At 51.5% G+C, this 14,766-nt stretch carries 11 protein-coding genes; 9 read left to right on the forward strand and 2 right to left on the reverse strand.

Going from position 1 to position 14,766, the window contains the following annotated elements; all coding sequences use genetic code 11:
- The first annotated feature begins 49 nt into the window (after positions 1-49).
- Positions 50-1,498 carry a carbon starvation CstA family protein gene (locus ACFOET_RS09975; RefSeq protein WP_379022125.1) on the forward strand — a complete coding sequence of 483 codons (1,449 nt, stop codon included), beginning with the start codon at positions 50-52 and terminating at the stop codon, positions 1,496-1,498.
- 110 nt (positions 1,499-1,608) lie between these two features.
- The gene (locus ACFOET_RS09980; RefSeq protein ID WP_379022127.1) at positions 1,609-3,780 is read left to right on the forward strand and encodes a DUF7133 domain-containing protein; all 2,172 of its coding nucleotides are present in this window, start codon (positions 1,609-1,611) and stop codon (positions 3,778-3,780) included.
- Between the two features lie 17 nt (positions 3,781-3,797).
- Here ACFOET_RS09980 and ACFOET_RS09985 read toward each other — a convergent pair whose 3' ends face one another.
- Positions 3,798-5,234: an MATE family efflux transporter gene (locus ACFOET_RS09985; protein ID WP_379022129.1), complete on the reverse strand. Its 1,437-nt coding sequence runs from the start codon at positions 5,232-5,234 to the stop codon at positions 3,798-3,800.
- 174 nt (positions 5,235-5,408) lie between these two features.
- On the opposite strand from ACFOET_RS09985, the gene ACFOET_RS09990 reads away from it, so the two are divergent.
- From ACFOET_RS09990 to ACFOET_RS10000, 3 genes are read left to right on the forward strand one after another with little or no spacing between them, the layout of a single operon-like run.
- Positions 5,409-6,032 (forward strand): bifunctional 4-hydroxy-2-oxoglutarate aldolase/2-dehydro-3-deoxy-phosphogluconate aldolase, encoded by a 624-nt coding sequence (locus ACFOET_RS09990; RefSeq protein ID WP_379022131.1) that lies wholly within the window; start codon positions 5,409-5,411, stop codon positions 6,030-6,032.
- Between the two features lie 57 nt (positions 6,033-6,089).
- Positions 6,090-7,238 carry a galactonate dehydratase gene (gene dgoD, locus ACFOET_RS09995; protein WP_379022133.1) on the forward strand — a complete coding sequence of 383 codons (1,149 nt, stop codon included), beginning with the start codon at positions 6,090-6,092 and terminating at the stop codon, positions 7,236-7,238.
- 3 nt (positions 7,239-7,241) lie between these two features.
- Positions 7,242-8,195, forward strand: coding sequence for a 2-dehydro-3-deoxygalactonokinase (locus ACFOET_RS10000; protein WP_379022136.1), 954 nt, complete (start codon positions 7,242-7,244; stop codon positions 8,193-8,195).
- A 130-nt stretch (positions 8,196-8,325) separates the two neighbouring features.
- Here the strand turns inward: ACFOET_RS10000 and ACFOET_RS10005 are convergent, their stop codons facing one another.
- On the reverse strand, positions 8,326-9,351 hold the full coding sequence (locus ACFOET_RS10005; RefSeq protein ID WP_379022138.1) for a LacI family DNA-binding transcriptional regulator: 1,026 nt from the start codon (positions 9,349-9,351) through the stop codon (positions 8,326-8,328).
- A 107-nt stretch (positions 9,352-9,458) separates the two neighbouring features.
- Between ACFOET_RS10005 and ACFOET_RS10010 the strand changes: the two genes are divergently transcribed.
- From ACFOET_RS10010 to ACFOET_RS10025, 4 genes are all read left to right on the forward strand, one after another.
- The gene (locus tag ACFOET_RS10010; protein WP_379022140.1) at positions 9,459-10,313 is read left to right on the forward strand and encodes a sugar phosphate isomerase/epimerase family protein; all 855 of its coding nucleotides are present in this window, start codon (positions 9,459-9,461) and stop codon (positions 10,311-10,313) included.
- A 40-nt stretch (positions 10,314-10,353) separates the two neighbouring features.
- Positions 10,354-11,778, forward strand: coding sequence for a Gfo/Idh/MocA family oxidoreductase (locus ACFOET_RS10015; protein ID WP_379022142.1), 1,425 nt, complete (start codon positions 10,354-10,356; stop codon positions 11,776-11,778).
- Positions 11,779-11,883: 105 nt separating this feature from the next.
- A complete protein-coding gene (locus ACFOET_RS10020) occupies positions 11,884-12,678 on the forward strand; it encodes a PorV/PorQ family protein (protein WP_379022144.1) in 795 nt (264 codons plus the stop codon).
- On the forward strand, positions 12,668-14,722 hold the full coding sequence (locus ACFOET_RS10025) for a ComEA family DNA-binding protein (RefSeq protein ID WP_379022146.1): 2,055 nt from the start codon (positions 12,668-12,670) through the stop codon (positions 14,720-14,722). The genes ACFOET_RS10020 and ACFOET_RS10025 overlap by 11 nt, the downstream gene beginning before the upstream one ends.
- The last annotated feature ends 44 nt before the right edge of the window (positions 14,723-14,766 follow it).

A 14,766-nucleotide genomic window follows, 5' to 3' on the forward strand; every position in this document is an offset into this window, starting at 1 on the left:
ACCTTTGGTGCCATGGTAACAGGTCGTGCCGATTTCCAATTCAAAACCAATGATTACTTTTTTTGTATGCGTATGCATTCTGGTACTGGGTTATTATACTTACGGACAGTTATGTGAACGGATTTTCGGTATTGACCGGGAGCGGCCTACACCCGCCACTGAGCTCGCTGATGGCGTAGATTATGTCGTGCTGCCAAGATGGAAGTCGTTTCTCATCCAATTTCTGAACATCGCAGGACTTGGACCGATTTTCGGAGCGGTGGCCGGGGCCATGTGGGGGCCGGTCGCTTTCATCTGGATCGTGCTGGGTACTTTGATCGCCGGGGGTGTGCACGACTATTTTTCGGGCATGCTGTCGCTCCGCCACGGCGGAAAGAGCTTCACCGAAATAACCGGGCGGTATTTAGGTGCCCCACTTATGCAGTTGATGCGGGTATTGACCTTTGTGCTGCTGATCATGGTCGGCACCGTGTTTTTTGTGGGACCGGCGCAGATCTTGGCTGATCTCACCGTAGGCGGGATGTCTGTTGCCGTCTGGTCGTGCGTCATCCTCTTTTATTATATACTGTCAACGGTGCTGCCGATCGATCAGGTTATCGGTCGATTCTATCCGATATTCGGCGGTGTGTTCCTGCTCATGACGGTAGCGCTCGGTGTGGCGATGGTCTATGGCGGGCTGCCGGTGCCGGAGTGGTCGGCAGGGATCCTATCAACCAACCAGCACATCCATCCCGAAAAATTTCCCGTGTTTCCGATGCTGTTTGTCACGGTGGCTTGCGGTGCCATCTCAGGATTCCACGCGACCCAGTCGCCGCTGATTGCTCGTTGTCTCCGCCACGAAGGCCAGGGCAGGAGCGTATTCTATGGCACCATGGTAACCGAAGGTGTGGTAGCCATGATCTGGGCCGCAATCAGCATGAGCTACTTCGGCGGTGTCCGGGAATTAAACCTGTTTATGGATGAACGCGCCGGCAACGCGGCCATAGCGGTGAATGAGCTCTGTACCGGTTTGTTGGGCCGATTGGGTGGTCTACTCGCAATCATCGGTGTGGTGGTTGCACCGGTCACCTCCGGGGATACAGCGTTTCGCAGCGCGCGGCTGCTGCTGGCTGATATTTTTAAGGTCAGCCAAAAAGCGATCAGAAACCGGTTGGCACTCGCTTTGCCGATGTTTGCCGTGGCCTACACCATCAGTATGATGGATTTTGCGGTCATCTGGCGTTACTTCGCGTGGACTAATCAGACACTGGCGACTGTGGTGCTGTGGACCGTTACGGCTTACCTGATCCGCGCAGGCAAAAATTACTGGATCGCCTTGGTGCCGGCAGTGTTTATGACCAACGTGGTCGTGGCTTACCTATTGATTGCACCTGAAGGCTTTTCGATGCCGCACGCGGTCTCGTATCTGTGTGGCTTGTTGATCAGTACCGCACTGTTGCTCTACACTTTTCTCTACATTTATCGGAAAGGAAAACGTCCGGTTTCGGTGCGACCGTAGGATGTCTCCACTTATTTTCCCAAATTTGGCGCGTGGAAAATAAAAATCTAGTGTTCCTGATAATTGTTTGTTGGCTAGGTCTCCAATGCCAAAGCCCACAACGCGACGGGGTGTTATCTCCCGAAGCTTCGTTGAAGGCGATGGAAGTGGAAAAAGGGTTCGAGGTTGAGCTGGTCGCTTCCGAGCCGCTGGTCGTTGCTCCGGTGGCGATGGCCTTTGACGGACAAGGACGGATGTGGGTGGTCGAGATGACGGGTTATATGCCGGATACGCTGGGTTCAGGGGAAGAGCTGCCGGTAGGCAAAATCGTTATTCTTGAGGACAAAAACGGAAATGGTAAAGCAGATAAGCGGACGATCTTCTTGGATTCACTAATCATGCCGCGTGCCATCTGCCTGATCGGTGGCGGGATATTGGTAGCCGAGCCGCCCAACCTGTGGTATTATGAAATAGTCGATGACCGGCCGCAAAACAAGCAATTGGTAGACAGTGCCTATGCCGACGGCGGGAATGTGGAGCACCAACCGAACGGGCTTTTAAGAGGCCTGGACAACTGGATATACAGTGCCAAATACGATTGGCGGTACCGCAGGTTTCAGGATGGGACATGGGCAAAAGAAAAAACGCACTTCCGCGGACAGTGGGGCATCAGCCAGGATGATTGGGGGCGGCTTTATTACAATGATAATTCCAGCAACCTTTGGGGGGACTATTTTCCACCGGGTCTCGGCGCCGGCAACGCGAATCAGCGCAAGGTAGCGGGCTATGGGGTTACCATCGTGGCCGATAAGCGTGTTTACCCCATTCACCCTACTCCTGGTGTAAATCGCGGGTACATGGAAGGGGTGCTTGACAGCACCGGTCGCTTGGTTAACTTTACTGCGGCGTGTGGCCCATTGGTCTACCGCGGCGGAGTCATCAAAGGCTTAAATGCTTTTGTAGCCGAACCGTCGGCCAACCTGATTAAGCGGAATGTGTTGGATACTGCGGGCTATCGGACAACGGGCAAGCAAGCCTATCAAGGCAGGGAATTTCTCGCCAGCAGCGACGAACGGTTTAGGCCGGTAAACCTTTTTGATGGGCCCGACGGATCCCTTTACGTCATCGACATGTATCGCGGTATCATCCAGCATAGCACCTATCTCACACCTTATCTTAAAGACGAAATTGAAGCGCGTGGACTGACCCGGCCACTGGGAATGGGCAGGATCTACCGGGTGTTCCCCAAATCCGCCGCGCGCGACAGGGTGACGATTCCCGAACGGACGGATTCATTAATCGCGCTGTTGGGGCATCCCAACGGCTGGGTCCGGGATCAAGCGCAGCATGCATTGATAGACCGCCGTCAAAAGGATGCTTTAACAGGACTGCGTAGCGTCCTTATTGGCAAACATAGCCCCCTGCAGGTCATCCATGCCCTGTGGACAATAGAAGGGTTGGGTGAGTTGACGGTGGCTGATATCCGGGCGGCGCTGAATCACGACCGTTGGGAAGTCCGATCGCAGGCATTGGTTGCGCTAACGTCATTGGGCGGGAATGCTGCTGGGCAGCTGATAGCGCTAATGGAAGCCCACCTGGCACCGACTGATACCCTGCTTGCACCTTACGCCACATTGGCCCTGGCGTCGCTGGCGTCAGCCGATCGCGCGACAGCCGCGCCTGTCCTTGAAAGATGGGCCCTTGACCATCCAGACAACCCGTACGTCGCCGACGCGGCGATCAGTGGCTTAGCAGGATATGAAGAGCAGTTCTTGCGAAAAGCCGCTATACAATTACAGGATACATCTGCCGTCCTATACCGGCGTATATCATCTGTGATCGATCAGATCCGGGGCAAAGCCGCGGGCGGTAATCAGGCCTCGTTAGCTAGAAAATATCCCGAGGGCATGACATTGTTCCGGACGGCTTGCCAGCCCTGCCATGGCGAAAACGGAGAAGGTGTCGCATCCGTCGCCCCGCCACTTGCCGGATCAGAGTGGGTACAAGGTAACAAAGAGCGGCTGGTTGCTTTGGTGTTGTACGGACTCACTGGGCCCGTAGATGTCGCAGGACGCACGTATAAAGCTCCCGATGTAAGTGGCGAGATGCCCGGTATCGCGCATAATACAGCCATCGGGGATGAAGACCTTGCCGAATTGCTGAGTTATATCCGCAATGCTTGGGGAAATAATGCGGACGATGAAGTGTTGCCGGAAGATCTGGGCAAAGTCCGCTCGGAGTTTGGCGACCGGACAAAACCATTCACTCAACAGGAGCTGTTCGTGTTGTTCGGAAAGGACTAATCAGATAGTTGTAGCGTTTATACGTCGAAAGTTTTCCAACGCCCTTTGCTGAACAACCATAGTGAAAATATACCAACGGCGGTTTCCGAAATGAACACGCCCCAGAATACGCCGGAATGCTGCCACCCCAGCGTGATGGCCAGAAAATATGAGAGTGGAATCTGGATCAGCCAGAAAAATACCAGGTTGATCTTCGTCGGTGTACGGGTATCCCCGGCACCGTTGAACGCCTGCACAGACACCATCCACCAGCCGTATACAAAAAAGGAATAGGAGAGGATGCGCAGCCATTCGGCACCAATGGCAACCACTTGGGCTTCCTGCGTAAACATGCGCATCAACGACTCGTTGTAAAAGAAATAGATAAACGAAACGCCAACGAGGAAGATCATGTTGTAAAACCCGATTTTCCATACACTTGATTCCGCACGTTCAGGGTGTCCGGCACCGAGGTTTTGCCCTACCAGGGCCGCTGCAGCATTGGATAAACCCCAAGCGGGCATCATCGTAAACATCATGATACGCATGGCAACTGTAGCCCCGGCAACGGCCTCGCTTCCGACGTCGGCCAGGATACGCATCAGGAATATCCAAGAGGTCATCATGACTAACATCTGGCCAATACCGCCGATGGAGGTACGGAGAATACTGCCCAGGGTTTTGGCGTGGAGATAGAGGTGTTTACGCATGACACGGATATGTTTCCCACCACGGAAGAGGGTCCAGCATTGGATCAGCACGCCGGCCGCTCTGCCAATATTGGTAGCAATAGCGGCGCCCTCAATGCCCAACGCCGGGATGGGGCCCCATCCGAAAATCAGCAGTGGGTCGAGCAAGATGTTGAGTCCATTGGCAATCCAGAGTACCCGCATGGCGATGGCCGCATCCCCGGCTCCGCGGAAGACGGCATTCAGAAGGAAAAGTAACACGATTACGACATTTCCGCCAAGCATCCATTGGGTATACCGATACCCATGTTCAATGGCCCAGGCATCGGCACCCATCAGCGCCAGTAGGTCTTTGGCGAAATAAATACCCACGACGGCAAAGGGAAGTGATGCCAGCACGGCGATAAACACGGCCTGTATCGCAGTGATGCCAGCCGCTTCTTTATCTTTCTCCCCGATACGCCGCGCCACAATGGCGGTCACTGCTGTGGATAGTCCCATGGCAACGGAGTACAAGAGATACAAATACGTTTCCGTAAGGCCGACAGCCGATATGGCTGAAGCACCCAATTTGGCAACAAAGTATATGTCCGCCACGGCGAAGGTAGACTCCATCACCAACTCCAGAATCATGGGCACGGAAAGCAAAAAAATGGCTTTCCTCAACGGGATTTTTGTATAATCTGCCTCAGTGCCCCGAATGGCGTCTTTCAAGGCTGCCCATAGGGACTGCTTGGGAGGATTCGGTAATTGCGCTGCCGTACTGGTAGTCTGCTCGTTCGCCATATATAATGCTGTGATGTCGGCTGCAAAAATAACATAAGCTGCACACACGGATGTGGTACATTCATGACATTTTACATGGCAATACACGACAAGGTGCAATGACGATGTACCCGGCAGGCCAGTTAACTTAAGGATGTGAGCCAAAAACAGTATGTTTTTTTTACATTTGCCATTATGTCAACGTTATCAAAGATCAAAGAATATCCGATTATCGCGATCATCAGGGGACTTCACCCCGACCATGTGGTGGAAGTTGCCGAAGCGTTGTATGTAGGCGGCATACAGGTGCTGGAGGTAACGATGAATTCGCAAGAGCCGCTGGCAGCCATTCGGCGATTGTCCGAGATCATGGGCGAACGGATGGTTATCGGTGCCGGAACGGTATTGGATACCCAGACGGTAAAAGCTACCGTGGCGGCGGGTGCACGGTTCATCCTTTCTCCGGTAGTGGACGCAGACGTCATTAAAGCGACCAAAGACGCAGGTGCGGTCAGTATTCCGGGGGCGTTCACGCCTACGGAAATTTATAGTGCATATAAGCATGGAGCGGATATCGTAAAAGTGTTTCCTGCTACCTCACCGGCTTATATCAGGGCTATAAGCGGGCCGTTTCCGCAGATACCACTGCTGCCTTCAGGGGGGCTTACACCGCAGAACATCAACGGCTTTAAACAGGCAGGCGCCGTTGCTTTTGGCGTAGGCAGCACATTGGTCGATACAGCGCAACCTATCACGGCAGGATACTTACAGCAATTGACCGATAAGGCCCGTGACTTCGTTGCGGCTATTGCCGATTAATGAGCCATTTGCAACAGGCGAACAAGCTTCATCACCGACAAAAACAGATTTATACAGATGAAAATTAAATCCTACGACCTATTCCAGGTTCCGCCACGTTGGCTATTCCTGAAAATTGAAACGGATGAGGGGATCACCGGCTGGGGCGAGCCAGTAATCGAAGGTAAGGCAGCGACGGTGAAAAGGGCGGTCGATGAGCTGATGACTTACTTGGTGGGCAAAGATCCGATGGCGATAGAAGATCATTGGAACGTGATGTACCGAGCCGGATTTTATCGCGGAGGTCCCATTTTGATGAGCGCAATTGCCGGCGTCGACCAGGCATTATGGGATATAAAAGGCAAATACTACCAGGCGCCGATCCATCAACTGCTGGGCGGTAAGGCACGAGATAAGATGAAGGTCTATTCGTGGATCGGAGGGGATCGTCCGGCGGAAGTGGGATTAGCGGCCAAACGCATGGCAGAAAATGGATTTCTCGCAGTCAAGATGAATGCTACGGAGGAGCTGCAATACGTTGACAGTTACAGCAAAATAGATGAAGCTGTGAAACGCATGGCGGCCGTCAGGGAAGCCGTGGGTGCAGACTTCGGCATCGGCGTCGATTTCCATGGACGGGTACATAAACCCATGGCCAAAATACTCGCTAAGGAGCTCGAGCCCTATCGGCCGATGTTTATCGAAGAACCGGTGCTACCGGAAAACAACGAAGCGCTAAGGGAGATCGCCAATCATGTAGCTATTCCTATCGCCACCGGTGAACGGATGTTTTCAAAATGGCAGTTCAAAGCGTTGTTGTGCGCAGGCTATGCCGATATCATCCAGCCGGATGTGTCTCATGCAGGCGGAATCACCGAATGTAAGAAAATCATTTCCATGGCTGAAGCGTTTGATGTGGCAGCTGCGCCACATTGCCCGCTTGGTCCGATCGCGTTGGCCGCATGCCTGCAGGTCGATGCTACCTGCCATAACGCGTTTATACAGGAGCAAAGCCTCGGCATCCATTATAACCAAGGAAGCGATCTGTTGGATTACTTGGTTGACAAGACTGTGTTTGAATACAAGGACGGGTACGTCAATATTCCGGAAAAACCGGGATTGGGCATCGAAATCAACGAAGCGTACGTTCGGAAGATGGCTGCTGTAGGCCATCAATGGCAAAATCCCGTTTGGCGGCATGTAGACGGTAGTATAGCAGAATGGTGAGCGATGGAAAAATTTCTAAGTTGCGACTGGGGGACAAGCACGTTCAGGCTGCGGCTGATCAACGCGGATAACCTCCGTGTGCTGGCCGAGACAACCCACGAATCCGGGATTGCTGACACGCACCGTCAATGGCTGCTGCAGCCTGAGGGTTCGCTGTCGCGCCGGGCATGCTATACAGCTGTTTTAAAGCAACGGCTGGATGAGCTTAGCCAAAGGGCTGGGATTGCACTGGATGATATCCCCATTGTGCTCTCAGGAATGGCCTCGTCGTCAATGGGCATGGTTGAACTCCCCTACAAATCACTCCCTTTTGATCTCGATGGCAGCGATTTGATCGTCGAGGCATTACCTAACTTGGATGTCAGCAACCCGATTTTTATGGTATCCGGTGCACGTACTGATCACGATGTCATGCGGGGAGAGGAAACCAAAGTATTGGGATGTTCGGCGATCGTGACGGAGAATAGCGATAAACAGCTCCTGATTCTTCCGGGTACGCATCCTAAACATATCATCGTGATAAGGCGCCAGGCGGTCGAGTTAGCGACCTACATGACAGGTGAATTCTTCGACCTGCTTTCGACCCATAGCGTGCTGTCGACCTCGGTAGAAGCTGGCGCGAATTTTGGTGACGCAGAAGCCCAGCGATGGTTTAGCGAGGGAGTCGAAGCCAGCCGTACATCCGGAATGCTCAAAGCCGCTTTTAAGGTAAGAACTAACGAATTGCTCAGACAGATTCCCAAAACCCATAATTTCTATTATTTGAGCGGTATTTTGATCGGTTCGGAGTTACAGCACATCACGCCGGCAGTACCGGTCTACTTGATTGCTGGATCAATGCACCGCGCCTTGTACAAGAAAGCACTGCAAATAATTGATGTGCCGATCGCAGGAGAGCTGGATGCCGACCTGGCGCTAATCAAAGGACAGCGGATGATTTTGTCCCGGTTATCTTGACGACTTGAGCAGTGATAGCTTAAAATCAGGTACACCGATTGAAAAGCGTAAAAGATCGTGTTTTTCGTGGCTTGCACAGCCCTCGTCTGGAAAGATTAGCGCTCGAGAATAAAATGGAAAAGGGCTTTCTTTACCTTTGCTTAAGCGTGGAGAAAACCTGTAATTTACAAGGCAGTTTAACAAGCTGGGGCTCATAGTCAGTCCGTGGGTGATTTACAAGGTCCAGCAAAAGTAAACCTGATTTTTGCCCAATTTCATAGGGTTGTTCTTTGAGTGAAGCGAGAGGTGGCCGCTCTAGATATTGGATCATCGGATTGGCGCCGTAGCCGATAAGCGCGATAGAGTCGGCTTTTGACGGAAATTCCCGCCGTAGACAGCTCAGCGCATCCAGCATGACCTGATCCTTAAAAGAAAGGATGGCCGTCGGCGGGGTGTTGAGCTGCATCAGTCGGCGCATGGCGTGGAAATTGCTTTCTTGGGTGAAGTCGCTTTCCTGAACGAGCGATTTATCAAACGGAATGCCGTGCTGAATCAAGCCATCACGATAGCCAAGAAAGCGGTCACGGCTGGTAGTCCAAAAAGAAGACGCATTGATGAAGCCAATCCGCTTATGACCTAGCGAAACGAAGTACGCAATGGCATCAATGGCACCGGCATATACGTCGCTGCAAACGCAATGATATTCCTCATTAATGGGCTTCCGCATAAAGTATACGATGGGTATACCTGATCGCACGAACTCGTTGATGTGTGTGGTGTCGACCGTCTCACGGGATATGGCTATGATTAACCCGTCTACTCGGTTACTTTGCATGGTGAGTAAGAGTTCTTTTTCCCGTTGAAGGCTCTCATGACTCTGGCCGATTAGAACATTGTAGCCGTTATCATAGGCGAACTTCTCAAAGCCTTCCACTGCAGCCACGTAAAAATGGTCAAGCATGCTCGGTATCAGTATGCCCAGCGTGAATGATCGCTGCTGTTTAAAACGGATTGCCGTTTGGTTGGGAACGAAATGGAGTTGCTTGGCAAGCCTTTTGACACGTTCTTTAGTGACCACACCTATATTTGGGTGATCTCTCAGCGCCTTCGAAACGGTGGATGGAGAGAGTTTCAGTTCCGATGCAATATCCTTGATGGTAGCTCGTTTGTGGCCCATTTGGCTAAGATACTAAATCGGCACCAAGATTCAAGGAGCGAAGGCAGAACACGAGGAAGAATTCCGGGCCGATTATTGATTGATGAAACACGATAGATAACAGATTGATGAAAACAAGAAGAGCATTTATTCAAAAAGCATTGTTGAGCGCATCGGCCGCTACCATACTGGGGTCATCCGTTGCCCTTGCGCACCCTCGCCGTCGCGGTCGAGGCAAACAATCGCAAGACAAGTTTGAACTCGGTGTCGCAGGTTACAGCTTTGTGCACTTCAGCCTCGACGAGTCCTTAGCGATGATGAAACGGTTGAATGTGCATTATTTGTGCATCAAGGATTTTCACCTGCCATTTAAAAGCAGCGATAGTGAAATCAGGGCCTTCCATGAAAAATTAGCTCAATCTGGCGTCACCGGTTATGCTGTGGGGCCGATTTACATGACGAAATCCAAGACTGAAATCGATAATGCGTTTGAATATGCCAAACGTGTCGGCGTTAAATTGATTGTGGGTATACCTAATAAGGAAGATTTGCCTTATATTTCGGATAAAACCGCAGAATATGATATCCGATATGCCATTCACAACCATGGACCTGAGGATAAGCTGTATCCAAACGCAACCAGTGTCTTTGACTTGGTAAAGGACCTTGATCACCGTGTGGGACTTTGTTTCGATATGGGACACAACATGCGTGATGGTCACGATCCAATCCGGGATCTAGCCCGATATCACAAGCGGATTTTTGATATCCATCTAAAAAATGTCACTGCCGTCGCGAAAGAAGGAACGACGTGTGAATTGGGGCGCGGTGTCATTGATATTCCTAACTTTGTAAATGCCCTGCGGAAGATTGGCTACGACGGAAAATGCAGTTTGGAGTTTGAAAAAGACATGAAGGATCCATTGCCCGGCCTGGCCGAATCGGTAGGTTACTTCAAGGGTGTGCTGGATGCATCCGTATAATCAGTAGCCAAGAAGTTTTTAATTCAATAAATCAATTATAATGAAAAAACACGAATATTCAAGAAGAAAATTTCTCCAACGGGCGATGTTAGCCTCTGCGGCTGCGGCAGTTGCGCCAAGTGTGCTATTAGCCAAGCCAAGGTTCGCTGCTGCCAACGAGCGGGTAAATCTGGCCTGTATTGGGATCGGTAACCGGGGCGCACAGATCATTGACGATCTCTACGCAACCGGATTATGCAATATTGTGGCGCTCTGCGATGTCGATATGGGTGCATCCCATACCACAGCAACGATCAAAAAATTCCCGAATGTGCCGCGTTTCCAGGATTTTAGAAAGATGTTCGATAAAATGGCGAACCAAATTGACGCGGTCGCTATCGGTGTGCCAGACCATTCGCACTTTCCAATAACAATGCACGCAATGGCACTTGGCAAACACGTGTATGTCGAAAAACCATTGTCGCGTACGTTCCAGGAGAGCGAATTATTGATGGAGGCTGCCAAGAAATACAATAAGGTGGTCACCCAGATGGGCAACCAAGGGCATTCCGAAGCTAATTATTTTCAGTTTAAAACCTGGGTGGAAGCAGGTATCATCAAGGATGTTACCGCCATTACAGCGCATATGAATTCTCCACGTCGTTGGCATGGCTGGGACCCAAATATGAGCAGTTATCCCCCGGCTGAGCGAGTACCGAAAACACTGGATTGGGAGTTGTGGCACATGGCGATCGCGGAGGAGCACGATTACAATAAAGATTTTATTAACGGACAGTGGCGTTGCTGGTACGATTTCGGTATGGGCGCACTTGGCGATTGGGGAGCGCACATCATTGATACGGCACACGAGTTTCTTGACCTGGGGTTGCCCTACGAAGTGGAATGCGTTAAGGCGACCGGACATAATCCGTTTTTCTTCCCCATGTCGTCAACAATTGTTTTTAGATTTCCCAAACGGAGGCAGATGCCTGCGCTTGACATCACTTGGTACGACGGATTGGACAATCTTCCACCAATCCCGGAAGGCTATGGTGTTTCAGGATTGGATCCGAATATCCCGCCGCCGAGCACCGGTGATATCGAACCGGTGAAGCTGAATCCTGGCAAAATCATCTATAGCAAGGAACTGACCTTCAAGGGAGGGTCGCACGGAAGTACGCTTTCCATCATTCCGGAGCAGAAAGCCAAAGATATGGCGTCACAGCTGCCGGAAGTTCCTGCCAGTCCTTCCAATCACTTCGCCAACTTCCTCAAAGCATGCAAAGGTGAGGAAAGAACGCGATCACCTTTTGAAATCTCCGGTCCACTCAGTCAGGTTTTTTGCCTCGGTGTCCTGTCACAGCAGCTAAAGACCAAGCTGGTATTCGACCGGGAAACCAAGACAATAACAAATAACCCATTGGCCAACAAACTGTTGGTAGGTACTCCGCCGAGGAAAGGGTGGGAAGAATACTATCGGGTTTAGTCTAGTAGTATATGCTCGATAATTAGTAGTTGAAAATGAAAAGTCGAAAGTTAAATTTCGACTTTTCATTTTCAACTCTGTTTTTTTTGAGATATATTCACCTCCATGGTTGGAAGGTGTCTCATACTCCTCCTGATCTCCTATGAAAGCATCGCCCAAACCTACCTAGGTCCGAGATTTCAAGCCATGGGTAATACGGGCGCCGCCCTTCAGGGGATTTACAGCCTGGCGGTCAATCCTGCAGGCTTGTCCGCGTTGGAGCGCCCGACAGTCAGCCTTGACTACCAACATCATTTTTTCGCTACCGATATTACCACACAATCTGCGATGCTGGGTGTTCCTACTCGTTTGGGAACGTTCGGATTGGCGGTCCGCCAATATGGGTTAAAAGGTGCCTTTGATGATATCAAAGCAGGGTTTTCCTTTGCAAAGCAGCTCGCCCCGTATTTCATCCTCGGCATGTCTGCAAGTTTTCACCAACTTTATGTGCCGAATTACCTGAGCACTTCTGCCTTGTCCGTGGATGTCGGCATGCAATATCTGTTTGGTGAAGGTGCGATTGTCGGACTGCAATATGCCAATGTCGGCAAGGCAGATTATGGATCTGATGCTTATGGCACCATCCCTGCTTATTTGCGGATTGGTGTTAGCTATCCGCTGGTTGCGGTACTGGTTTCTGCCGACGTTGTGTACCGTGCCGTTGGCTCGCTGGGCGGGCATCTGGGTATCGAGTACCGCTTGGGTGAGGTATTGCATTTACGCGGCGGATTATCCGTCAATCCCATGGAGCGGCACGCCGGTTTTGGTTTTCACTGGCAGCGTTTGACGTTCAACACCGCAGCGAGCTTCCATTCTAGGCTAGGCACTTCGCCTCAAATCGGTCTATGTTATGCCTTTTAACCGCTATCGGTATATTGCATTGTTAAGTGGCTTCCTTTGGTTGTCCAGCGTATGGGCGCAGACCGAGGAAGACTTGCTTATTGAACGTCTGGTCGAACTTTCGGCCGAGGACTTGGCGGAGGATGTTGACCTTTCCGAGCTGCAGGAGCAGATGGAATTTTACCGGAACAACCCCATCGATCTAAACCGTACGGATGGTAGCGAAATGCAGGACTTGCGGTTCATACCGCAGCTGTTTATCGACAACTTAATAGCGCACCGCGAACGATCGGGGAAGTTTGCTTCGGTGTATGAGCTTCAGGCCATTGAGGGGCTCGATGTCGAATTGCTTCGCATGCTCACACCCTATGTAACGGTGGTCCTTCCAAGGTCGTTGGCAAATACCGGGGCGAAGCAGCTATTGAATGAGGGCAAGCATGATTTGTCGGTCAGGTATGGCCGCACGTTGCAACAGCGTAGGGGGTATGCTATCGAAGATACTTCCCGCTCCCGGTATCTCGGCAGCCCTGACCAAGTACTGACGCGCTACCGGTATCACTTTGGCCGTGACCTGAGGATAGCGCTTAATATGAAGAAGGATGCCGGGGAAGCATTCTTTAGCGGTGCCCAGCGGTACGGCTTTGATTTTTATTCCGGGAGCGTCCATATACACGACCAGGGCAGGCTCAGGGATATGGTGGTGGGCGATTATGCGCTGCAATTCGGGCAGGGTCTGGCCATGTGGGGCGGTATGAGTTTTGGCAAAAGCTCAAGTCTGCAAAATTTGGCAAGACAGGCAACAGGTTTGCGTCCCTATACCTCATCCAGCGAAGTGATGTTTCTGCGCGGGGCTGCAGCCACCGTTGCACTGGGGCGCCTGGCGGTAACGCCTTTCCTTTCGTGGCGCCGCCTTGACGGATCGGTGTCTTATACCGCAGCGGGGGAAGCTGTCGTAGGCACCATTAATCAAACCGGGCTGCACCGCACGCCAACGGAAGTAGCAAATCGCGGCGCTTTGCAGCAACACGTATACGGATTGAATGTGCAGTACCGGGCCGGACGGCTGCAGGTGGGAACGACGACCTATCATACGGGTTTTGATGCAACCGTCCAGCCGCAAGATTTGCTGCGCAACCGATATGCGTTCCGGGGACGCAGTCTTTGGAACACAAGCTTGTATTATAAGCATTCGTGGCGCGGGCTGCACGTATTTGGCGAGACTGCTCATAGTATTGGCAGCGGTTTTGCCTTCGCCAACGGGTTGATCGCCAGCCTGCACCCCCACCTATCATTGGCGTTGCATTACCGCAATTACCAGCGCGACTACCATTCGTTCTTCAATCAGGGGCTTGCTGAAGGCAGCACCGCTGCCAATGAGCGCGGTTTTTACTCGGGTTTGATGTATCACCCGAATAGGAAAATAGAATGGACGGCTTATGCCGACTTCTTCCGTTTTCCCTGGCTGAGATACCGCGTAGATGGTCCGTCGCATGGCGTCGACCTGCTTACGCAGTTTACCTATATATGGTATAAAAAGGCCAACGTATCTGTTCGCTATCGCTATAGGCAACGTCAGGAAAATGCAGCCCTGGGATTGCCCGAGCAAACCGTCGCAGGTGTCTTGCGGCAGCAACTGCGCATAAGTGGGCAGTATACATTGAACGCGGCATGGAGCCTGCGAAGCCGTTTGGAATACGCTCAATATCAAAAAGAGGGTGTTGCCGCCGAAATGGGGTGGATGATGTATCAGGATGTGATTTATAAACCGATGGGCAGCCGGTTCAGTGGCAATATGCGTTTCGCCTTATTCGGAATCCCCGGATATAACTCGAGGATATACGCTTACGAAAACAATGTGCTGTATGCAAATTCTTTTTCAGTATATCACAACGATGGCATCCGCACCTACCTCAACATACGGTGTCGAATTGCGCGTAAAATGGATATATGGTTCCGTTATGCGGCGTTTATGTATCGCGGTATTGATCAGATCGGTAGCGGCCTCGATGCGATAACCGGCAGTAGGCGTTCGGACGTCAATGTACTGTTGCGGTGTCAATTTTAACTTGGCATCCAGGCGACGTGTCCGCAGGTTAGATTAGTCGGTAA

The organism is Parapedobacter deserti (assembly GCF_042646065.1).
Lineage (GTDB): Bacteria > Bacteroidota > Bacteroidia > Sphingobacteriales > Sphingobacteriaceae > Parapedobacter > Parapedobacter deserti.